Origin of the sequence: Pseudoflavonifractor sp. An184, from assembly GCF_002160305.1 — a bacterium.
GTDB lineage: Bacteria > Bacillota > Clostridia > Oscillospirales > Oscillospiraceae > Lawsonibacter > Lawsonibacter pullicola.
The window spans coordinates 1-20,126 of record NZ_NFKI01000039.1 but is presented as its reverse complement, the minus strand read 5'-3'; the positions used below and the strand labels follow the sequence as shown (position 1 = coordinate 20,126).

At 57.6% G+C, this 20,126-nt stretch carries 22 protein-coding genes and 1 pseudogene; 11 read left to right on the top strand and 12 right to left on the bottom strand.

Going from position 1 to position 20,126, the window contains the following annotated elements; genetic code table 11:
- Positions 1 to 47: 47 nt before the first annotated feature.
- From B5F19_RS12200 to B5F19_RS12185, 5 genes are all read right to left on the bottom strand, one after another.
- Positions 48 to 281, bottom strand: coding sequence for a hypothetical protein (locus tag B5F19_RS12200; protein ID WP_087290845.1), 234 nt, complete (start codon positions 279 to 281; stop codon positions 48 to 50).
- Positions 282 to 306: 25 nt separating this feature from the next.
- A complete protein-coding gene (locus tag B5F19_RS17535; protein ID WP_162612574.1) occupies positions 307 to 468 on the bottom strand; it encodes a hypothetical protein in 162 nt (53 codons plus the stop codon).
- 213 nt (positions 469 to 681) lie between these two features.
- The gene (locus B5F19_RS12195) at positions 682 to 1,743 is read right to left on the bottom strand and encodes a hypothetical protein (protein WP_087290843.1); all 1,062 of its coding nucleotides are present in this window, start codon (positions 1,741 to 1,743) and stop codon (positions 682 to 684) included.
- Entirely contained in the window at positions 1,710 to 2,354 is a 645-nt protein-coding gene (locus B5F19_RS12190) for a 5-bromo-4-chloroindolyl phosphate hydrolysis family protein (protein WP_087290841.1), read from the bottom strand. The genes B5F19_RS12195 and B5F19_RS12190 overlap by 34 nt, the downstream gene beginning before the upstream one ends.
- A 1-nt stretch (position 2,355) precedes the next feature.
- Positions 2,356 to 3,963 carry a VWA domain-containing protein gene (locus tag B5F19_RS12185; RefSeq protein ID WP_087290838.1) on the bottom strand — a complete coding sequence of 536 codons (1,608 nt, stop codon included), beginning with the start codon at positions 3,961 to 3,963 and terminating at the stop codon, positions 2,356 to 2,358.
- Positions 3,964 to 4,238: 275 nt separating this feature from the next.
- Between B5F19_RS12185 and B5F19_RS17530 the strand changes: the two genes are divergently transcribed.
- The 10 genes and pseudogenes from B5F19_RS17530 to B5F19_RS12140 all read left to right on the top strand — a co-directional run bounded on the left by B5F19_RS17530 (position 4,239) and on the right by B5F19_RS12140 (position 11,362).
- Positions 4,239 to 4,448: a sigma-70 family RNA polymerase sigma factor gene (locus tag B5F19_RS17530; protein ID WP_162612573.1), complete on the top strand. Its 210-nt coding sequence runs from the start codon at positions 4,239 to 4,241 to the stop codon at positions 4,446 to 4,448.
- Between the two features lie 220 nt (positions 4,449 to 4,668).
- A complete protein-coding gene (locus B5F19_RS12175; RefSeq protein WP_087290834.1) occupies positions 4,669 to 5,025 on the top strand; it encodes a hypothetical protein in 357 nt (118 codons plus the stop codon).
- Positions 5,022 to 5,231, top strand: a complete 210-nt coding sequence (locus B5F19_RS12170; RefSeq protein WP_087290832.1) for a helix-turn-helix domain-containing protein — start codon at positions 5,022 to 5,024, stop codon at positions 5,229 to 5,231. The genes B5F19_RS12175 and B5F19_RS12170 overlap by 4 nt, the downstream gene beginning before the upstream one ends.
- Positions 5,198 to 5,398, top strand: a pseudogene (locus tag B5F19_RS18060) (helix-turn-helix domain-containing protein); the annotation flags it as partial. The gene B5F19_RS12170 and the pseudogene B5F19_RS18060, both read left to right, overlap by 34 nt.
- 3 nt (positions 5,399 to 5,401) lie before the next feature.
- On the top strand, positions 5,402 to 5,644 hold the full coding sequence (locus B5F19_RS18055; RefSeq protein WP_242972806.1) for a hypothetical protein: 243 nt from the start codon (positions 5,402 to 5,404) through the stop codon (positions 5,642 to 5,644).
- 345 nt (positions 5,645 to 5,989) lie between these two features.
- Positions 5,990 to 6,409, top strand: coding sequence for a hypothetical protein (locus tag B5F19_RS12160; RefSeq protein ID WP_087290828.1), 420 nt, complete (start codon positions 5,990 to 5,992; stop codon positions 6,407 to 6,409).
- Entirely contained in the window at positions 6,397 to 8,355 is a 1,959-nt protein-coding gene (gene mobP3 / locus B5F19_RS12155; protein WP_204248327.1) for a MobP3 family relaxase, read from the top strand. Before B5F19_RS12160 ends, mobP3 begins: the two co-directional genes overlap by 13 nt.
- Positions 8,356 to 8,508: 153 nt before the next feature.
- Positions 8,509 to 8,715: a hypothetical protein gene (locus B5F19_RS12150; RefSeq protein WP_242972805.1), complete on the top strand. Its 207-nt coding sequence runs from the start codon at positions 8,509 to 8,511 to the stop codon at positions 8,713 to 8,715.
- Between the two features lie 53 nt (positions 8,716 to 8,768).
- Positions 8,769 to 9,974 (top strand): site-specific integrase, encoded by a 1,206-nt coding sequence (locus tag B5F19_RS12145; RefSeq protein ID WP_087290826.1) that lies wholly within the window; start codon positions 8,769 to 8,771, stop codon positions 9,972 to 9,974.
- Positions 9,932 to 11,362 (top strand): site-specific integrase, encoded by a 1,431-nt coding sequence (locus B5F19_RS12140; RefSeq protein WP_087290824.1) that lies wholly within the window; start codon positions 9,932 to 9,934, stop codon positions 11,360 to 11,362. Before B5F19_RS12145 ends, B5F19_RS12140 begins: the two co-directional genes overlap by 43 nt.
- 257 nt (positions 11,363 to 11,619) lie before the next feature.
- Here the strand turns inward: B5F19_RS12140 and B5F19_RS12135 are convergent, their stop codons facing one another.
- From B5F19_RS12135 to B5F19_RS12105, 7 genes are all read right to left on the bottom strand, one after another.
- Positions 11,620 to 12,270 carry a hypothetical protein gene (locus tag B5F19_RS12135; protein ID WP_242972804.1) on the bottom strand — a complete coding sequence of 217 codons (651 nt, stop codon included), beginning with the start codon at positions 12,268 to 12,270 and terminating at the stop codon, positions 11,620 to 11,622.
- 79 nt (positions 12,271 to 12,349) lie between these two features.
- On the bottom strand, positions 12,350 to 13,480 hold the full coding sequence (gene ugpC, locus B5F19_RS12130; protein ID WP_087290822.1) for a sn-glycerol-3-phosphate ABC transporter ATP-binding protein UgpC: 1,131 nt from the start codon (positions 13,478 to 13,480) through the stop codon (positions 12,350 to 12,352).
- Positions 13,481 to 13,684: 204 nt separating this feature from the next.
- Positions 13,685 to 14,563: a PfkB family carbohydrate kinase gene (locus B5F19_RS12125; protein WP_087290820.1), complete on the bottom strand. Its 879-nt coding sequence runs from the start codon at positions 14,561 to 14,563 to the stop codon at positions 13,685 to 13,687.
- The gene (locus tag B5F19_RS12120) at positions 14,550 to 15,560 is read right to left on the bottom strand and encodes an MBL fold metallo-hydrolase (RefSeq protein ID WP_087290818.1); all 1,011 of its coding nucleotides are present in this window, start codon (positions 15,558 to 15,560) and stop codon (positions 14,550 to 14,552) included. Before B5F19_RS12120 ends, B5F19_RS12125 begins: the two co-directional genes overlap by 14 nt.
- A 10-nt stretch (positions 15,561 to 15,570) precedes the next feature.
- Positions 15,571 to 16,467, bottom strand: coding sequence for a sugar ABC transporter permease (locus B5F19_RS12115; protein ID WP_087290816.1), 897 nt, complete (start codon positions 16,465 to 16,467; stop codon positions 15,571 to 15,573).
- A 121-nt stretch (positions 16,468 to 16,588) separates the two neighbouring features.
- Complete coding sequence (locus B5F19_RS12110) at positions 16,589 to 17,857, bottom strand: extracellular solute-binding protein (RefSeq protein ID WP_087290814.1); 1,269 nt, start codon at positions 17,855 to 17,857, stop codon at positions 16,589 to 16,591.
- A 59-nt stretch (positions 17,858 to 17,916) separates the two neighbouring features.
- Entirely contained in the window at positions 17,917 to 18,756 is an 840-nt protein-coding gene (locus B5F19_RS12105; RefSeq protein WP_087290812.1) for a carbohydrate ABC transporter permease, read from the bottom strand.
- Positions 18,757 to 19,128: 372 nt separating this feature from the next.
- On the opposite strand from B5F19_RS12105, the gene B5F19_RS12100 reads away from it, so the two are divergent.
- On the top strand, positions 19,129 to 20,126 hold a 998-nt coding region (locus B5F19_RS12100), incomplete at its 3' end, for a site-specific integrase (RefSeq protein ID WP_140394228.1).

The following is a 20,126-nucleotide window of genomic DNA, read 5'->3' as shown; positions in this document are numbered from 1 at the left end:
GGAGAAGACACGTCTGTCTTCTCCCCGCTGCTTCATTTTATCGGTTTTTAGGACGGTTCCTTGGACGAGAGTCCCAATTTGGCCTCCAGCTCCCGGGTTTTGGTCTCCATCTCGTGCAGCGCCATGGATGGCGTTTTTTCCTGCTTGGTCACCATCTTGACCAGAATTTCGGTCAGGATGGATGCGTTCGTCCGCTTCAGCAGTTCCATCGCCTGGTCCAGCGTCTGCCCGGAGAATCCGGCCACTTCCAGCTTCCGGCGTTCCTTATCCAAACTCTTCATGATCTTCGCACCCCAATTTACCTTGTTATTCCGCGATTTGAGAAAGGGCCAGCAGGGCCTGGACAGTCTGTACCCGGATGGCCGCCTGACCGGGTGCCAGCATGTCCGCTGCCGTTCCGGTGAGCACGCCGGCCTCCGCAGCGTAGCCGGAGGCCTTGGAAATGCTGTGCCGGCCTGCCACCGTCAAGCAAACGATACTATCCAGAGCCTACCGTAAACAATTCGCCTGCCTTTCCGTTTATTCTTACAACCGAGTCAGGAGATGCGATCCAATCGACAGGATCGGGAACCACGATCCCATGCAGAGTGGATTATCGCATATTCAACAGGATTCAACAATAAAAATGCCGTGTACTTTTAATATTTTGTCAAACTCATTCACCGATATATGCCTCAGCATTTACGAGAGAGCAGCCACGATCTTCTCCATGGTTGCGTAGCTGGGCATGGCCGCCACCTGGGTGATGGAAGGAGCTATGTGATCCACCCCGAACTGCCCGTTATCGCTGTCCGTGCCGGAGACATCGGTGCGGAAGCCGTGTTTCTCCCAAGCCAGCCTCTGAATCTCCGGGTCCAGCAGGGCGTCAATGCCTGCCGTCCCCGCCTCGTCCATGGCGATGTAGATGTGGGAGGACCAGACAGTGGGGGTGGGATAGATCATGACGATGTCATCTTTCAACTGTTCCCAGTCCTCCGGGTTCTCCACGGCAAACTCCAAAAGCTGATTCTCATAGGCGGCGATGATGGGCTTGGCCCCCATGCCGGTCTTCAAAAACTGATCGAACAGGTCGGAGGACGAGGCCTCCATATAGCCCAGCTTTTCAAAGATGGCGCGGAGCCGCGGTAGGATCGCGTCCACGTTCTCTTCGTCCGCTACCTCGCCGCACAGCACGTTGGCCAGGAGCCCCGCGAACATATTCCCCGAGTTGGAGCGCACCGGGTCGGTGGTGTTCACCGCCACCGTGCCATACAGCTCCGGCAGGCCCAGGTCCGCCCAGGTGGTGCCCACCTCGATCTCCGCCACCAGGCCCGCCAAGTCCATATAATAGCAGCCGTCCCGCTCCGTCACCAGGCCCCGCTCCTGGAAGGCATCCAGGACGGGAACGTGGGTGTAGAGCACAATCGGAGTATTGAAGATGATCTGGCTCTTTACCGGCGCGCCGCATACCTGCTGGTAATACTCCAGAGCGGTCTGGCTGGAGGGGAACAGAAAGTCACGTCCAGTGTGGTCCGCCGTCACCATGTCCAGGGATCCGGCTCTGGCATAGTCCAGAGTGATCTGGTACTCCCGCTCCAGGGTCTCCTGCACCTCCGGATCCTCCAGCAGGCCGATCTTCTCGCCGCCCACATACCCTCTCAGGGTCACCGGCTCCTGTCCGCCGCCCAGCAGCAGGTAGATGCCGCCGGCAGCAATCACAACAATTAAAATCAGGAGTCCGATCCATCTTGTTTTGTTTCCCATTGTATCCCCTCCGTGTTCAGCAGGCCCTCCATGACTTTCATGTCCGCCTCCGCGTCAAACCGCTCCGAGGCCATCAGCGCTGTGAGCTGGGCCTCAAAGCCCGCGTTCAGTTTGGGCAGGACGGCGCGCACCTTTCGCTGGAACGCTTGCACCTCCGCCGTCCGCAAATCCGCGTCCTGATAGGTGAGATACTGGTCCAGGATGCGGCCCACGGTGTCCAGGTAATAGGTGAGAAAGCGGTTGGCGCTGCGGATCTTTTCCGGGTGGCTGCGGAGATAGTCATAGATGCGCACGCCGGTTTTCGCCAGGGCTTGGGCGTCGCTGTGGGTCTGGACATCCGTAATCTTCTCCGCAGAGGCCTTCAGGCTGGACAGATCCCGCTCCGCCTCGGCCATCAGGTCCTGCATCTCTTGGGCGTCCTGTTGATCGGTAAAATATAGGGTGAATTTGTCTGGCTTTGGAGCCAACAGGAACCAGAATGCAAAGTAGATGCCTACCCCCAGCGCCGCGCTGAGAAGGAAATTCCACCTCAGCGCCAGGGCGAGGACCAGGAAGACCGCGATCCCGGCCGCCAGCGACAGCACCAACTGCCGCATTTGTCCTTTCTTCATTTCAGTTATACCCCTTCACGCTGCGGAAGGCTCCTACCAGATCCTCCCGGCCGTCAAACACCCGGGCGTTGGACAGTTCCGCCAGATCCTCCAGCTGGGTGGGGTCGGCGGAGCCGAACATGATGGAGAAGATGGGCACGTCCAGACCGCTCTCCTCATAGTACCGCTGGAACTCGGAGAAATCGCCGTCGGATACGCCGTCTGTCATCAGGATGATGGCCGGGGTGTACTGGGAGAGGTCGTAGTTCTCCAGCTGATCCAGAGCTTCCTCCGCCGCTGCATAAATGTCCGTACCGCCGACGGCCTCCTCTGACTCCACTGTGTCGTACAGAGACTCCAACTCTGCGCCGTTACCCGTGGCGGTATAGACGTCCCGGGGGTAACCCTCAAAGGGGATGAGGATATTGACCTCGTGCTCCGACGCCTGAAGCAGGTTTTGCTCCGCGTTGGACTGGATCAGGATCTGGCTCATGGCCTCCACCACCTGCTCCCGGCCCTCCCCCTCCATACTGCCGGAGTAGTCCAGGCAGTAGACGGTAAGGGAGGGCTTGCGGAACTCCGTCTGATACAGATCCAGGCACTCCATCAGCACATCGGTGGAGGGCATTCGGATGGGGGAGAGGACCCGCTGGGGCTGGATGCCCCAGTCGGCGCGGAATACGTCCTCGTTCTCTGGGGAGACGCCCTCGTACCCAGTGCGGCGGCCGGTACGCTGGATCTGGTTCTGCACCTCATCGGAGAGCAGGTACTCTTGGAGCTTCAGGAACGCCTCCTCCTTTTCGCTGTCTCCGTTGTCCACATAGCCCAGAGGGGAGTCTGCCAGGGACATCCCGTCGTAGGGATAGACGGCATACAGCGTCTCTTCCCCGCGGGCCTCCAGCTCCTGGTTGGCGCTGATGATGAGACACTCGTAGTTCACCATGGCGTCGTACCCGCCCATGAGGAACAGATCCTTGAGCCAGTCGGAACTGCCCGAGGAGCGGTCCACCCCGGAGAGCAGGGCTGTAATCTGTTCTCCCGAGGCCGGGTCCTGCAGATCCTCCGACGTGATGACATCCGGGTTTCCCAGCAGGGCGTAGAGGAAACCAATATAGGCGCTGCATCCGGAGTTGGACTGGGTGGCGGAGGTCATGCAGAACTTCAGTTTCCCGGACTGGATGGCGTTCAGCAGATCGCTCACCGATACCTCCCGGCCCACGAAGCCCAGTTCCTCCGCCAGGCTCTGCCGGATGCCGAAGATGACCGGCGTGATGGAGATGGACTGGGCGTGCTTCACCCGGTACTGGGTGTCCCCGGCAGTAAGCCATAGGCTGCTGGCCGGCCACACCGCGTCGTAGTCCACAGTCTCCCCCTGGAGCGTGCGCATGATGTCCAGGGAGCCCTGATAGGTCATCTCAATGTTGATGTTCTCCTGCCGGGCAAACGTGTCCAGGATGTCCTCCAGCTCCTGATTCTCCGAGCCGGAGAGGATGCGCAGAGTCACGCTGCCTCCGTAGTCAAAAGCGTGGTCATTCCCTCCGGTACCATCTTCTTCTGCTGTGGACGAATCACAGGCCGGGAGAAGCAACAGTAGGGCGAGACTGATAAGAAGTGATAATATCCGTTTCATAAACTGATTCCTTCCTGGCATAAAACCGGGGCGTTTTCATTTCCCGTATTTACAAGATACCAGAATAATCATATCACAGACACAGGATAACCGACATTAAGGTATGGTAAGAGCATCGTAAAATGAAAGTAAAATCTATAAGTGCCTCTTGTGCTGAACCCCATGAAAGGGTATCATTCACTCGTCAAAAACGCCACTGCGCGGAATCCATAAGCCCCATAGGTTTGCATTGTGTACCTATGAGGCTTAACCTTTCGGATTGCGTCAGGCGTCCCGTGGAGGATACTGTACTCCGGAACCTCCAGCTTGAAACTCTGCGGAAAGCCGTCGATGGTCTTGGCACTCAGAGCCGGGATCTGGTCGAACTCCGATATGGCAGGGGATTGACCATGGAGGAGATCGGGACGATCTACGGCGTGTCCAAAGCTGCGGTATCAAAGCGGCTGAAAAAGCTCCACGAACAGCTGAGGGGCTCTGTCTTATGACAGGGCTCCCCGGCTTTTTTTCTGGATTTTACTATGAACAGTCTCCGCTCCCGTCCACACCGGACAGGAGCTAAAATTTTTTGAAAGTTTTTCATTTTTGGGTTTACAAACTGCTTCTGAGTGTCCTTATCAGTGAGGGGCAATTTTCCAGCACCCGGAAACCTGACCTTGGCCGTAGTCAGGAAAGCCCAGATCAAAGTACACAGAAGGAGCAATGACGATGGATTTATTTGGTGCAAGGCAAAAACAGTTTCTGAGTTTCCTGATCGCCGATGCGGAGAGAGAAACCCTGGACTGTGTCCTTCAGGGAATGCGGGAAGTCTTGGGAGAGGAGATGCTGGAGGAAGATGCGGTGCGGGCCTACCTGTACTGCCCAGAAAAAGCAACGACACTCAGCGCGGAACAGCAGATCGTGGCGATGGATAAGCTGCTGGAGCGTGCGGAAGTCAATTTCCGAATGCTCTGCGATCTGATCCGATATCAGCAGCTGAAGGAGGCCGGGGTGGTCAGTTCCGTGGAGGAGTTCCTGTGGTTGATCCACCCAGATGATGTGCGCAACGAGGAGGATGCTGATTGAAAGAATCCGAATATAGATCCTACGATGACCTGCCGCTGTTTCTCAATGCGGAAACGGTGGCAAAGGTACTTGGCGTGTCACCGTCCAGTGGATATGAACTGATGCACGAGCCGGGCTTCCCGGTGCTGCGTGTCGGCAATCGGATGGTGGTACCCAAGGAGCAGTTCATCCAATGGGTGAACGAGCACACAGGAGGTGGCGCATGAGGTACAGCAAGTACAGTGGACGCGGGAATTTTTTCTCTCTGCCTAATGAGATCTTCCAACTCGGACTGAATGCTGGCGAACTGTCAGTGTACAGTTTCCTGCGGCGATGTGAAAACCACAGGACCCACCAGTGCTGGCCCAGCATCAAAACTATCGGTGAGGCGGTAGGCATGAGCGAGAATACCGTGCGCAAGTACATCCGACAGTTGGAGGAGAGGAATCTCATCACAACCGAGCCCACCGAGGTGATCACCAAACGCAGCGGTCGGCGCAACGGGAATCTGCTGTTTACCCTCCGGCCGATCCAGGAGGTGATCGACCAGTATTACGCCCGCCAACTGAAGGAATTGGAGTTGGCCACGGAGCGCCAGCGTGTGGCCAACCTCCTGCGGGAGCAAGAAAGCCCCGCGTGACCGCCAGTGGGCCGCTGTGTGGCCCGATTGCGGGAGGGCAGAGTCCCTGCCCCTCCCATCGGATAGGGGCCGGATTTGGGCCGCTGTTCCCGCTCTTTGGAGAGAGAGCTTTCCCCCTCCTGGGCTCTTTGCGGAGGACGAAAAGAAAAGCAGGATAAAGACCGGGGTCGCCGGTGGCGCCTCCGGCCGGTCACTTCGCCCCGCAGTGCGGGTCGTTACGGGGTTTGCGGTGTATCAAAAGTGGGGTCAAAAACAGGCAGCGGGGATCACGTTTGTGGTCACAATCCCCGAACTCCTACTGCCATAACGAAAAAACAGGGGGCATGCCCCGGAAAGGAGAAGTTTATGGGCAAAAAAGAGAGATTCGCCTTCTATCTCACCCCGGAAAAGAAAGCCATTCTGGAGCGGAGGTACCGGGAGGACGGGAGCCGAAGCATGACCGCCTTCATCGAGCGGGCGGTGGACTTTTACCTGGATTACCTCAGCGCCAACGACGCCGGTCTGTTCCTCCCCACCTCCATCAAGTCCTACCTGGATGGGCGGCTGGGACAGCTGGAGGATCGGCTGTCCTCCATCGCCTTCCGGCAGGCGGTGGAGCAGGACATGGTGGCCGGTATCTTGGCGAATGCCTATCGTTTCAGTGATGAAGATCTCCGCCGCCGGAGGGCAGAGAGCGTGCAAAATGTACGGAAAACCACTGGCCGCGTCTCACTGGAGCAGCGGGCGCGGGGAGCCTGGGAGGAGGACGATGAGTGGCAAGACTGATCCTGAAAAGTCCTTATCTCAAGTGCGGCGGCAGAAATTCTGTCAGCGGTTATCTGCAATACATCGGCACGCGGGAACGGGTGGAGATCCTCCCGGATGACCGTCCGCCCACTCGAAAGCAGGAGCAGTTGGTCAGCAAACTGACAAAAGATTTCCCAGAGGCGAAGGAGTTGGGCGAGTATTTGGACTACGAAGCCAAGCCTACTAAGGCTAACGCATCCGCCTTTATCACCAGGGCGCTGGAGGAAAATTGGCCGGCGGTGCAGCAGTCAGAGGGCTATATGAAGTACATCGCCACCCGGCCCAGGGCGGAACGGCTGGGTGACCACGGTCTCTTTGGTGATGAAGATACTGTGGATTTGGAGCAGGCCATGCGGGAGTTGGATCAGTACAACGGAAATGTGTGGACGCATATTCTCTCCCTGAAACGGGAGGACACCGCGCGTCTTGGATATGACAATGCCAAGGTGTGGCGGAATCTGCTCCGGGCCAATCGCAACGATATCGCCGCCGCTATGAACATCCCGCCCAACCACTTCCGCTGGTACGCCGCCTACCACGATGAGGGTGACCACCCCCATGTCCACATGATGGCGTGGTCAACACAGCCGGGAGAAGCGTACCTGACGCGGGACGGCATCCGCAAGATCAAGTCTCAGTTGAGCAACCAAATCTTCCGTCAGGAGTTACTCCACACCTACGAACAGAAATCCCAGTCGCGGGACGAGCTGGTGCGGGAGGCGCGGCGAACCATCCGAAAACTTACTCAGGAGATGGCCCGGAGCATCTGCACGGAACCTGCCATTGAGCAGAAGATAGCGCAGTTGGCTGAACAGTTGGAAACCGTCAAAGGAAAAAAGTCCTACGGATACCTGCCCAAGTCTGTGAAGAAAACCGTGGACGAGGTGGTGGACAAACTGGAGGATCTGCCGGTGGTTCGAGCATGCTACGCCCGGTGGTGCGCCCTCCAAAGCGAGGTGGAAAGCTACTATCACGACAAAACCAGAGAACGGAAAAAACTGTCCCAGGAGAAAGAGTTCCGGCAGATCAAAAACGCTGTCATCCAGGAGGCGGAGCGCATCCGGCTGGGGGAGGTTACCTTCGAGGATGCTGACCTGAGCGACCACGACGAACCGGAGCAGGTGCGAGGTGAATCCTATGCCTGCCGGGAGCTGCGGCAGATCGTCCGGGATGACACCCTCTCCCTGACCGACCGGGATCGGGCGGCGGAGGAGATGGAGCGGCTGGCGGAGCAAGGTGACCCCCACGCCCAATATTTGCTGGGCCAACTCTACCGGGACGGCCCTCTGCTGATCCCGGACAGCCGGAAGGCAAAGCACTGGTTCAACCAAGCGGCAGAGCATGGTCTGCCGGAGGCCCAGTATGCCCTGGGCAAACTGCTTCTCTCTGACGATTCCGAAGTCCGTGACCCGGAGGAGGGCATCCGCTGGCTGAAGGAGGTGGCGGAAAACGGAAGCCAGTGGGCCGCCTACCGGCTGGGAAAGGAGTATCTGACCGGCGATGCCGTGACCAAGGATACCTCCAAGGCAGCGGAGTGGTTCACCCAGTCGGCGGAGGCCGGCATCCAGTACGCCCAGTACATGTTGGGTAAATTGTACCTGATGGGGCAGGGAGTGGCTCAGGATCAGACCCAGGCGATGGACTGGTTCAGCCGATCCGCCGCCCAGGGAAATCAGTACGCGCAGTTCTTCCTGGAGCGACAGGACAGTCTCCGTCCACCCTCTGTCATGCTGGCGGCCACCCGCCTGCTCTACCACATAAGCCAAATCTTCGAGAACCGCTCCCTGCCCCGATCCAGCGCCGGTCTCCATGTGGACCGAAAGCTCCGAAGGAAGATCCAGGAGAAGAAAATCGCCCTGGGCCACAAGCCGGACGATCACGAGGAGGAGCAGAACCAGGGCGGCATGGTCATGGGTTGGATGTAAGCACCTCAAAAATTACGGCGCCTAAAACAATAGAAAAGCCCTTGGAGCAAGGAAACCAAGCAATATGATAACTTTCTGATAATAGTTCGCCGTGACCCTGGCTATTTCCTGTTTCTGTGGTATTGTGTGTTGCTGATAGGGAGGGATAAGAACATGATGAACAATCAAATCCCAGTCCAGCGGTGCCAGTACTGCGGGAACGACGATCTGGGCCTGGGCTGGCAGCACGGTGAGGCGCTGGTGACCTACAAGAAGCATGGACTCCTGGGCAGACGGCTCCGCTACCTGATCTGCCGCCGCTGCGGGGCCGTGGTGTATCAATGGGTGGCGGAGCCTCACAAGTTCCCGCCCATCAAGTGAGCCACTCAGAAATTACACCGTAAATCAAAGATAAAAATTGCGAGGTGAAAAATATGGGTAAGAGACGGCCATCCGGCGACGGCATGGTACGAAAACGGGAGGACGGCCGATGGGAGGGCCGCATCGTTGTGGGCCACAAAAGCAACGGCGACTCCATCTTCCGATATATCTACGCAGATACCCAGAAAGAACTAACCGCCAAACTCCGGCAGAACATCGACGCCTATCAGGAAGTGGACCTGACGGAGGAAAGCAGAATGATGCTGTCAGAGTGGCTGGAGCAATGGCTGGAGCAGATGGCGCTCACCCTGCGGCCCGGCACCCTGGAACAATACCGCAGTTATTTTGATCACCACGTCAAGCCCTACCTGGGGCAGAAGAAACTCACACAGATCACGGCGGCGGATTTGAGAACGCTTTACCAGACGCTCCTGGAGCGCGGCCGGCTCAACCCCCGCCCCGGCCAAAGCCCCGGCCTCTCTCCCGCCACTGTCCACGGCATCCACGCCGCCCTCCACCAAGCTCTCCAGGCGGCAGCTGTGCAGGGGCTGATGCCCAACAACCCTGCCAGGCACGTGGAGCCTCCTAAAGTTCCCCACAATGCGATGAATATTCTAACCGTGGAGCAGCTGGAGGTCTTCCTGGACGCGGCCGGCAAAGATCCCATTTGGCGGGATTTCTTCTACACAGAGCTGACCACCGGCCTGCGGCTGGGAGAGATCTGTGGCCTGATGTGGAGCGACTTCGACGGGCGGAAGGGCATCCTCTGCGTCACCCGCACCCTGCACCGGGAAAAGGGCGGGCGGCTGGTGGCCGGGGGCACCAAGACCTACGCCGGGACGCGCAAGATTCTCCTGCCCTCCACCACTGCGGAGCGACTGGCGGAGCGGAAACGTCTCTCCTGTTCCCAGTGGATCTTCCCAAATCCCCTGCGGCCGGAGGCCCCGCTGAACCCCGGCACCGCATACCGCCAACTGAAAAAGATCCTGCAGGCAACCGGACTGCCTGAACTCAGATTCCACGATTTAAGACACACCTTCGCCACCCACGCACTGACCAGCGGGGTGGATGCCAAGACCCTCTCGGGCATCCTGGGCCACACCAAGGCCAGCTTCACCCTGGACACCTACACCCACACCACCGGGGATATGCAGAGACGGGCGGCGGAGATCGTGGGCGGCTTCCTGACCGACTACTTAGGAGAGGAGATGGCTCCGTGGCAAAACGCAGAAAACACGGCGACGGCAGCGTCCGGCTGAGAAAGGACGGCCGCTGGGAGGGCCGGGTGGTCGTTGGGTACGATGAGAAGGGCCTGCCCAAAACCAAAAATGTCCTTGCTAAAACGAAAACAGAGTGTGCGACCAAGCTGTCGCAACTACGGGAAAGTTTAGAGATCCCCGCCCCTGAGCCACCTAAACCGGGCATCTCCTTAGGCGACTGGCTGGATCGCTGGTACCAGGACTACAAAAAGGCAAGCCTCCGGCCCAACACCCAGATGTCCTATGAGCGGCGGATCTATCAGCACATCATTCCCGCCCTGGGCAATATCCAGCTGGACAAGCTGACCACCGGGGACATCCAGCAGTTCTATACCCATCTCAAGCAGAACGGCAGACTGCTGCGCAGGGAACTCTATGGGGAAGGGCTCTCCGACCAGACCGTCCGGGGGATTCACACCACCCTCCACGCCGCACTGGACAAGGCGGTGGAGGAAAAGCTGATCTTCCGCAACCCGGCGGACAGCTGCAAGCTCCCGTCCGTCAAGGGCAGGGAAATGAAAATCCTGTCTCCGGAGGAGATCCAGCGGCTGCTGATCCAGGCCAGGGAGGACGGCTGCTACGAGCTGCTCCTCCTGGAGCTGGCCACCGGCCTGCGCCGGGGCGAGATCCTGGCCCTCCGGTGGGGTGACCTGAATTTCAGGACTGGGGCCCTTCGGGTGGAGCGGCAGGTCCACCGGGTGAGTGGCGAACTGGTGGTGTCTCCGCCCAAGACCAGGGCGGGCAATCGAACCGTGCTCCTCCCCGCCCCGGTCCTGAACGTGCTCAATGCCTATAAAAAGGGCGTCCATTCCCGGTGGATGTTCCCCTCGCCCGTGAAGGAGGACTCCCCGCTGGACCCGGCCGCCGTCCGGAAGCGGCTCCAGACGGTGCTGGAACGGGCGGAGTGTAAGCGTCTGAGGTTCCACGATCTACGGCATACTTTCGCCACCGCCTCTCTGGAACACGGCATGGACATTAAAACGCTGAGCACCATCATCGGCCATGTGTCCAGCACCACTACGCTGAACACCTACACCCACGTCACCGATGCCATGCGGCAGAACGCGGCAGACAAGATCGACCGGGGGATCGGGAGAGCCGAACCGAAGCCCAGGCGGGAAGCGGCCCCCCAGAAACCTCCTCCCAGCGCATTCCAGGCCCGCAAGGGGCAGCGGCGCAAGCCAGGCACAGGATGCGTCAGCCAGTTGGGCGACCATCTGTGGGAGGGCCGCTACTCCCCCATCGTCAATGGCAGGCGCATGGCCCGGAACGTCTACGCCAAAACAGGATCGGAGTGTGAGGAAAAACTGGCCGCACTGATCCGGGAGATGAAGGCGGAGATCGCCGCCGAAAAAGAGCGGGCGAAGCGGCAAAGACCGGCAAGTTGAACAAACGGGTCTCTGAGGGCAAAACGCCCTCGGAGACCCGTCTTTTTCCTGTCTGTGGCTGGTTCTGTGGTCAAAGGCAAAAGCTGAAATTTAAATCGTCAAAAATAGTTGCAAAAAGCAAAGAAAACGCCTGCTTTCCAGGAGAAAAGCGGGCGTTTTGTGGAGCTGCTATCCGGATTTGAACCACTGTCTTTTTACAATACATACGGCAGAACACAGCTTCTTTTCGTCCTTTATCTGCCACTTTAAAATATGACTCAGGAATCGTTTTCAAAAATACGGTCCAGCCATTTTCGAAACTGCTGAATTGCCGGTCCATTGAGGAAGGCGTTGCATACAGTTCCAACTCCAATCACCAACCAGACGGTCTCGCCGGCCATCAGGCAAGATCCCGCCCCAATGACAACCACGGTCACGTCGGACAGGATTCGTGCAATGTGAAAGGGAATTCTCTCGCGGGTCAGCGTCTCAATCACCACGGCCACGCTGTCATAGGGTGCGATGCCCATGTCCGCCTTCATGTACAAGGCCACCCCGGAGGAGGCAAACAGAAGGGCTGCCGGGAGCAACAGGATCCGCACTGGAATTCCCAAGGTCAGCGTCAGAGCCTCCTGCACCAGCCAGCAGATGAAATCGGCGATGTACCCCACGCAGACCATGTTTACCAGAGTGCCCAAACCAATGCAGCTGCGCACGGTGAAAAAGACCACTGCTAAAATCAGGGTGTTAGCCAGCAGCTGCCAGTTCCCGAAGCTCCACCCCAGAAAGGTACTGATCCCCAGATTCATGCCGGTAAACGGGTCCACCCCAAAGCCCGCCAATCGGAACAGTGCCACGCTGATCCCAATCAGGACAATCCCTCCAATCATCAGCGCGGTACGAACGGGCAAAAGCATTTTCTGCCCCATAAATGTCTCCTCTCAAATCACATACGTCCCGGGAGCACGCAGCACATGGCTCCCGGGGCGCTGGATCATCCTCCGATTTTTAGCAAAACACACTTTTCTCTGTGTCGGGATCAAAGAGGTGGAGCAGTGAACTGGAAAACCCAAACCGGATCTTGGTCCCCGCTGGCACATTCCCGTGATACTGGGGCGGCAAATCCACCGTAGGGATCCGCAGGACCGCATTTTGGCGTTCCCCGCCACTGCCCACCACGGTGTGCAGATATACCTCACTGCCCATCAGCTCGCTCACTTCAACAAACGCCTCGATTGCGCCGTCCTCCTGATTCTGGACCGATATGTGTTCCGGACGCACGCCTACGATCACCTCACTGGCCCTTTGCCCGTTTTGTGCCAGCCGACTGCTCTGTTCCTGTGTCAGAGGAATGACTGCCCCCATGCAGTGGAGACGGTAACTGCTCTCGTCTTGTTCTAAACGCCCAGGAAAAAAATTCATCTGAGGCGTGCCGATGAAACCGGCTACAAATAGATTGGCCGGCGAATTGAATACCTCCTGAGGCGTTCCGATCTGCTGAACCACGCCGGATTTCATGATCACGATCCGATCCCCCAAGGTCATGGCCTCGGTCTGATCGTGGGTGACGTAGACAAAGGTGGTGTCGATACGCTGGCGCAGCTTGATGATCTCGGCCCGCATCTGATTGCGCAGCTTGGCATCCAGGTTGGACAGGGGCTCATCCATCAGCAGCACCTTGGGCTCCCGGACAATAGCCCGGCCGATGGCCACCCGCTGACGCTGGCCGCCGGAGAGGGCCTTGGGCTTCCGATCCAGATACTGGGTGATGTCCAGGATCTCAGCGGCCTGGTTAACCCGGCGGTCGATCTCCGCTTTGTCCACCTTCCGCAGCTTCAGGGGAAAGGCCATGTTCTCCCGCACGGTCATGTGGGGGTACAGGGCGTAGCTCTGGAACACCATAGCGATGTCCCGATCCTTGGGCTCTACGTCGTTGACCAGCTTGCCGTCGATGTGCAGCTCGCCCTTGGAGATGTCCTCCAGGCCGGCAATCATCCGCAGGGTGGTGGACTTGCCGCAGCCGGAGGGGCCCACCAGAACAATAAACTCCTTGTCGGCGATCTCCAGGTTGAAGTCGTCCACGGCGGCGACGTTTCCATCATAAATTTTATAGATATTTTTTAAGCTTACAGTAGACATACTGATGGGCCGCAGTCCCTCTGCCTCCGCACAGGGACCTCCCCGTCCGGGAGCGTGACCCGAACGGGCTTACGGCAGGTCTCCACACTGCCGCACCGCCGGCCGGCGGATGTTTCCTCCTTATGTTGCCCCGGCGAACCGGAAAGCGTGGAGCGGTCCGGGGGGGATTGGATTTGTTTGTCCAGGGCCGCCTGCCCCGGGGGCTTAGTAAAAGGCGCGGATGTAATCCAGCACGTCCTGGCGCGTCCCCCGGAAGGGGCCGGGGGTCTCCATCTTCAGGGAGACCAGGGCAGTACAGTACCGCAGAGCTTCGGCCACCCCTGCCCGCTGTCGCTCGGTGATATAGCCAGCGAAGGTGGTATCCCCCCGGCCGGTGCGGCCGGACAGGTTCCGGGCCCTGATGGGGCAGGTGTAGATCTCCTGCCCGTCAAAGGCCAGCACCTCGGTGTTGTGGGTGATGAGGACCTCTTTTGCCCCCCAGCTGTAGAGCCGTTTTGCCGCCTCCCTCCGGTCGGTGAGACCGGTGAGGATTTCCGCCTCCGCCGCGTCGGTCTTCAGGTAGTCGATACAGGGAAAATACTCCTTTTTCTCTGCCCAGTCGTGAAATCCCATCGTTCCGTCCGGCTCCACATGGCGCAACAGGCACTGTACATCCACAGCTACCTTGCCGTGCTCTGACGCTTGGGCAAACAGGGCGCCGTCAAAGTCTCCGTACACCAGTCCGGCAAAGTGGTAGATGGCGGCAGAAACGTCCGGCAGCTCCTGGAAGGTAAAGGGATCGCACACGCCCAGGGAGGTACACGCCCGCTTCTCCTTGTCGGGGGTAAAATACTGATTGCGAATGGAGCAGGTAGCCCGGGAGGGCTTCCAGAACACTTCAGCACCTGAACCGGAAAAAATTTCTTCCGCACGAGCGTCCGCCGGGTTCAGCTTGGTAAAGACTGCCGTGCGGTTCCCGCTGCGGGCGGCCGCAAAGCCGGAGGCCACTACTGCTCCTCCAATCTCCCTGCGCTCCTTTCCCTCGCAGTCGATGTTGTGGTCCAGGGAAACAGGACCAATGACCAACACGTCAAATTTTTTCATCCACGATCTCTCCCTCACGGGTAAAATAAAGACTCTGGAGCGTCGTCCCATCCAGTCGTATCTGTAGCGCCCGGTGGGGCGGCGGCGCGGGGATTCCCTCCGGCACCGGCGGGCAGTCGGAAAAGTACAGCCTGGCTCCCGAGGCGGCAATCATGCGCAGCAATTCCGGGTCGGCGCTGTGGTAGCGCCGGTCGCTGGAGGCGCAGCATACTACCGCTGCGGGGCGGATGGCGGCCAGCAGCTCTGGGTTGGCTCCATCCCTCTGGCCGTGGTGGCCCACTTTGAAGAGATCGGCTGTGAGCAGCGCCCGTGGGATCTCCCCATAGCCCGCAGCATTGGTATCTCCCGGGAGCAGCGCCCGCGCTCCACGGTATTCCAAAGACAGGACCAAGCTGTAATTGTTCATAGCGCCATCCAGCGCAGTAAGCCGCTCTAAAAATAGCTCCGGCTCCCGCGTGTAAAACAGTTCTGTCATGGTCTGGGCCAGGGTTTCCGCCCGCTCCCAGCTGGGGGATAGGACCCGAACCTTCAGACCTGCACAGGGCGTCAGGCAGTCCCCGGCCGTCAGCTTCCGAATCTTGGTCCCCCGCCCCTCCGTCTGGATGCTCAGTTTCCGCCAGTCCTCCAGCGCCCGGGCAAATTTCCTCCGGGAGGGATGCGCAAGCTCCATCTGGGGCAGGCTTGGAAGCTGCCGGGCCAAGGCGGCCTCATGGACTTGCCACAGCTCTCTGGGCGGGAACCCCTTTGCCACCGGTAGCAGGCCGCACACATGGTCCTCGTGAATATGGGTGCTGATCATCACATCAATATGGTCCAGGCCCCGGCGCTCCAGCTCCTTAATCAGAGGCGCCCGCTCCGGCAGCTCCGGGGGAAACTCCTCTGCCTCTCCGCTGCCTCCGTCAATCAGCATCACAAAGGTTCCCTGGGGATGGCCCGCATCCGGACATTCCACCAGGATAGCCTCCCCATAGCCTACGTTTAAAAAGGTGATCGTCATGGTTTTTTCCTTATCCCATGGCACGCTTGATGTAGAAACTGGAGAGGATCAGTACCAAAACCGTCATAACAATCGCGCCTGCACTACCAAATCCAAAATTCAGAGACTCGATCCCGTAGGTGTACAGGAACTGTGTGATGGTCGAGGTGGTCCCGGCCGGTCCTCCGCCGGTCAGTACGTTCACCTTTTCAAACAGGCGGAAGGTATCGATGGTGCGCAACAGTGCGCACAGGGCCAGACTGCCCTTGATGTTGGGGAGGGTAACATACAAAAACTGCTGCAGAACACCAGCCCCGTCAATCCGCGCGGCCTCGTATTGGCTCTCTGACACAGACTGGAGCGAGGCATACAGCAGCAGAAATACAAATGGGACGTTCTGCCATACATCAATTACCAAAATAGTCCAAAACGCGGTATGGGTATCCATAAACCAGTTAAATACCGGCAGCCCCAGGAATTCTAAAAATTGATTGATGATCCCGTAGTTTGCCGAGAGCATCATGCGCCAGCTTAGGGCTACTGTAACCGCAGGCAGCAGATAGGGCAGCAACAGTAAGGTCCGCATCACCTTTTGCCCCCGCTTCAGGGAGTTCACGAATACCGCAATCAACAGACCGAATCCCATTTCCAGCACCACCGCCAAAATGGTAAAGAGCACAGTGTTCCACACTGCCTGCTGGAAATATCCATTTTGGAACAGAGAGAGATAGTTATCAAACAAAACAAACGATGCGTTTTCTGCCCCTCTTAGATAGTTATAATCGGTAAAACTATATAGAAGTGTAAAAATCAGCGGATACGCCGTCATGACCAGCAGGAGGATCATTGTGGGCATCAGCATCCCCAATCCGAATCGAGCGGTCCCAGTCTGCGCTCCTCGCAGTTTAACAGTCTTATTTCTCTTCATATCCATAGCCTCACGAACTTGAGCGTTTTTCCGCTCCACCCACGGAAACAAAGGCCGGCGGCCGAGATGCCGTTTGGACCCTGGCCGCCGGTTTCCATGGTGGAGGGAACCTCCCAAGATTTTAAACTGCCATCAGCTGTTCCAACTGTTCCTGGGCGTAGGACAAAGCTTCATCCATCGTCTTGGTTCCTTGAATGATGTTGTCCATTTCGGTCCCCAGAATATTGGTGAACTCTGTCCACTCCGCGATTGCAGGGCGGTATACGCCAGTCTTCAGCGCTCCACAGACCGTCTCCAGATGAGGATAGGTCTCCAGAACCGTGGGATCCGTCAGACAGCTGTAGCGGCAGGGCACGCCATCGTTCTCGATGGAGGCCAGCTGCACCTCGGGGCTCATGACGTACTCCAACAGTTCCACGGCCAGCTCCTTGTGAGGAGCGTTGTCCGGAATTCCGATACACCACACGCCCTGCAGGGCGACCGCATCCAGAGGCTCAGAGTCGTCCGTCAGCTTGGTGGGGATGGTGATGTAATCCGCAGGGCCGTCGGCCGTGGGAGTGTACCAGCCGGGCCAAATCTGAGCCATGGCGGTCTCACCGGAAGTAACAGAGGCCACGATGTCATCTTTATCCAGGGTACCGCCCACATTGTACAGTGCCAGGTAGTCCTCCATGGCAGCCTTGAACTCGGGTGTATCCACCGTAGGATTGTTGTTCTCATCCACGACCCAGCCGCCGTGGGCCACCAGGTGGGGCAGGAAATCCGACAGAATATTATCCGCGCTGCCTCCACGGATCAGAAAACCGTTTTTGCTGGGATCAGCTGCACGGGTCTTCTGGGCGATGTCCTGGACGTCCGCAAAGGAGTCGATCTCTTCAGGGGTATATCCAGCATCGGCCAGCAGCTGCTTATTGTACATCATCACGGTCACATTGCCATAGTAAGGAGCAAGATAGATTTCGTCGTCGACTATACAGATCTCGGTGGTAGCGGGGATAATATCATTATCAAAACTGTATCCCAACTCGCTCAAATTGGCCAGAACACCGTTCTCGGTAAACTCTGCCATCCAGGAGCCATCCACCATACACAGATCATAGGTGCCCACGTCATTCACAGCATCCAACGCAATGCCTGTATGCAGGTCATCAAAAGACATGAGCATCACTTCGATATCTACGTTGTGCTCCTCTTCAAAAGCAGGCAGACTTGCCTCCAGGGATTCGCCATAGGCTCCGCCCCGCAGGATCAATGTCATCTTTGTGGGCTCACCTGAAGCGCTCCCGGAGTCACCGCTGCCGGTCTCTGAGGTTCCGCCGCTGCTGCCGCAGGCGGTAAGGGAAACGGCTGTGGCCAGCGCAAGGGCCAGCGCAAGGGGTCTTTTTTTCATGTTCTCTCCTCCTACAAATCGTCACTTTACTTCGATATGGACTGCTTCTAGAATTTTTGTCATTCTTTCACCGCACCACTTGACAAACCGGAAATCAAGTAATTCTGGGCAAAGATCACAAACAATGTAATTGGGATCACAGACACCACGCCGCCTGCCGCCACCATACCAAAGTTTGTCAGGTTGTCCTCTGTATTTAGAACAGACAGCGCCAGAGGTACCGTGTAGTTAGCCGGACTGCGGGTAAAAATCACCGTGTAGGTATACTCATTCCATGCATACATAAAGGACAGCATGGCTACGGCTGCAATCCCAGGGGCTACCAGGGGCAGCACAATCTTTAGGAACAGCTGCATCTCTGTGGCGCCGTCTACACGGGCGCTCTCCTCAATTTCTTCCGGGAGATCCTGAAAGAAGCTGATCAGGAACCAAATAATCAGGGGGACGTTGATTAAAACACACGCCAGTGTTACCGGAAGTTTTGTATTGAGCAGCCCCATCCTGCTGAACATAGTATAAAGCGGAATGGTAAAGGCCACCGGAGGCAGCACCCGCACCAGCAGAATCCAGTATGTCAGCGGCTTTTTCAACCGGAATTGGAATCTCCTCCGTGCGATAATATAGGCCGCACAAACCCCTATCACCAGCGACAGCACCAGAGAACTTAACGTAGTTTGGAGACTGTTGAGCGTAGCCTGTCCGAATCCCTCATTAAGAAACAGATTGGAAAAGTGTTCCACTGTCAAGGATTGGGGAATCAGCGGAATTTGTCCCTGCATCTCCTCAGTCTCTCGAATCGCCATGGCTACAAGCCAGTAAATAGGGAAGAGCGCCGCCGCCAGCAGGATGGCGCATCCGCAAACCTTTGCTAAACCAGCCGCTCGCCGTTTTGCTTTCATGGTTTGATTTCCTCCTCGTTTGCCGCGACAGTTCAGTGTTATAACGGACGCAATTATATGGTAACTGTGTAAAATCCGCACCTGCTGATGGGTAAAAAATCAAACGGCTGGCTTTTTTGTTTTTTCCTCCAAAAAAACAGAAACTTCCATATGCAATTAAGAGGGCATTTGTCCATTTTCTTCCTCTTTAACCAGCAGGAGCCAGCCTTTTTTGCAAATATCTTTTCTCCGCAACATTGCTTCCTTTGCCACCCTGGCTTTTTGCGGCACAATATTTTAATTTTTCCTTAAATACAATTTAACGATGGCGCAACATATGGCTATCCACGAGTAGGTGTGGTATGTTGTGTTGCTGCAAAGGAAGCGTTCACTATGACAAAGAAACGGGCCAACGGCGAAGGTAACATCCGAAAGCGCAAGGACGGCCGCTGGGAGGGCCGCATCGTGGTGGGCCACAAGGAAAACGGCGACTCCATCTTCCGATATATCTACGCAGATAACCAAAAGGAACTGACCGCCAAACTCCGGCAGAACATCGACGCCTATCAGGGAGTGGACCTGACGGAGGAGAGCAGAATGACGCTGTCAGAGTGGCTGGACCGCTGGCTGGAACAGATGGCGCTCACCCTGCGGCCCGGCACCCTGAAACGGTACCGGGGCGACATGGGCCGCCATGTCAAGCCCCGCCTGGGGCAGAAGAAGCTCACACAACTCACCGCCGAGGATCTGTGGGACCTATACCGTGAGCTTCAGGACCGCGGACGGATCGCCCCTCGCTCCGGTCAAAGCCTCGGCCTCTCTCCCACCACTGTCCACGGCATCCACGCCGTCCTCCACCAGGCCCTCCAAGCGGCGGCAGACCAGGGGCTGATGCCCAACAATCCCGCCAAACAGGTGGACCCGCCTAAAATCACCCACAAGCCCATGAAAATTCTAAACGAGGAGCAGGTGAACATTTTTCTGGAGGTGACGGATCAGGACCCGATTTGGCGGGACTTCTTCTACACGGAACTCACCACCGGCCTGCGGCTGGGCGAGATCTGCGGTCTGATGTGGAGCGACTTCGATGGACGAAAGGGCACTCTCAGCGTCTCCCGCGCCCTGCACCGGGAAAAAGGCAGGCGGCTGACAGCCGGGGACACCAAGACCTACGCCGGCACCCGGAAGATTCTCTTGCCCTCCACCACGGCGGAGCGGCTGGCGGACCGGAAAAAGACGGGCCTACGAGGGCGTTTTGCCCTCGTAGGCCCGTCTTTTTCCGGTCTGTGGCTGGTTATGTGGTCAAAGGCAAAAGCCGAAATTCGAACCATCAAAAATAGTTGCAAAAAGCAAAGAAAACACCCGCTTTTCGCCTGGAAAGCGGGTGTTTT

What these genes read in the sequence shown, in the direction of transcription:
- B5F19_RS12200 (WP_087290845.1), bottom strand. Translation starts at nt 281, where the DNA reads ATGAAGAGTTTGGATAAGGAACGCCGGAAGCTGGAAGTGGCCGGATTC.
- B5F19_RS18055 (WP_242972806.1), top strand. Translation starts at nt 5,402, where the DNA reads ATGAGCGAGAATACCGTGCGCAAGTACATCCGACAGTTGGAGGAGAGG.
- B5F19_RS12125 (WP_087290820.1), bottom strand. Translation starts at nt 14,563, where the DNA reads ATGAAAAAATTTGACGTGTTGGTCATTGGTCCTGTTTCCCTGGACCAC.
- B5F19_RS12115 (WP_087290816.1), bottom strand. Translation starts at nt 16,467, where the DNA reads ATGAAGAGAAATAAGACTGTTAAACTGCGAGGAGCGCAGACTGGGACC.
- B5F19_RS12150 (WP_242972805.1), top strand. Translation starts at nt 8,509, where the DNA reads ATGATGAACAATCAAATCCCAGTCCAGCGGTGCCAGTACTGCGGGAAC.
- B5F19_RS12160 (WP_087290828.1), top strand. Translation starts at nt 5,990, where the DNA reads ATGGGCAAAAAAGAGAGATTCGCCTTCTATCTCACCCCGGAAAAGAAA.
- B5F19_RS12190 (WP_087290841.1), bottom strand. Translation starts at nt 2,354, where the DNA reads ATGAAGAAAGGACAAATGCGGCAGTTGGTGCTGTCGCTGGCGGCCGGG.
- B5F19_RS12145 (WP_087290826.1), top strand. Translation starts at nt 8,769, where the DNA reads ATGGGTAAGAGACGGCCATCCGGCGACGGCATGGTACGAAAACGGGAG.
- B5F19_RS12105 (WP_087290812.1), bottom strand. Translation starts at nt 18,756, where the DNA reads ATGAAAGCAAAACGGCGAGCGGCTGGTTTAGCAAAGGTTTGCGGATGC.
- B5F19_RS12110 (WP_087290814.1), bottom strand. Translation starts at nt 17,857, where the DNA reads ATGAAAAAAAGACCCCTTGCGCTGGCCCTTGCGCTGGCCACAGCCGTT.
- B5F19_RS12120 (WP_087290818.1), bottom strand. Translation starts at nt 15,560, where the DNA reads ATGACGATCACCTTTTTAAACGTAGGCTATGGGGAGGCTATCCTGGTG.
- B5F19_RS12135 (WP_242972804.1), bottom strand. Translation starts at nt 12,270, where the DNA reads ATGGGGCAGAAAATGCTTTTGCCCGTTCGTACCGCGCTGATGATTGGA.
- B5F19_RS12175 (WP_087290834.1), top strand. Translation starts at nt 4,669, where the DNA reads ATGGATTTATTTGGTGCAAGGCAAAAACAGTTTCTGAGTTTCCTGATC.
- B5F19_RS12195 (WP_087290843.1), bottom strand. Translation starts at nt 1,743, where the DNA reads ATGGGAAACAAAACAAGATGGATCGGACTCCTGATTTTAATTGTTGTG.
- ugpC (WP_087290822.1), bottom strand. Translation starts at nt 13,480, where the DNA reads ATGTCTACTGTAAGCTTAAAAAATATCTATAAAATTTATGATGGAAAC.
- B5F19_RS12185 (WP_087290838.1), bottom strand. Translation starts at nt 3,963, where the DNA reads ATGAAACGGATATTATCACTTCTTATCAGTCTCGCCCTACTGTTGCTT.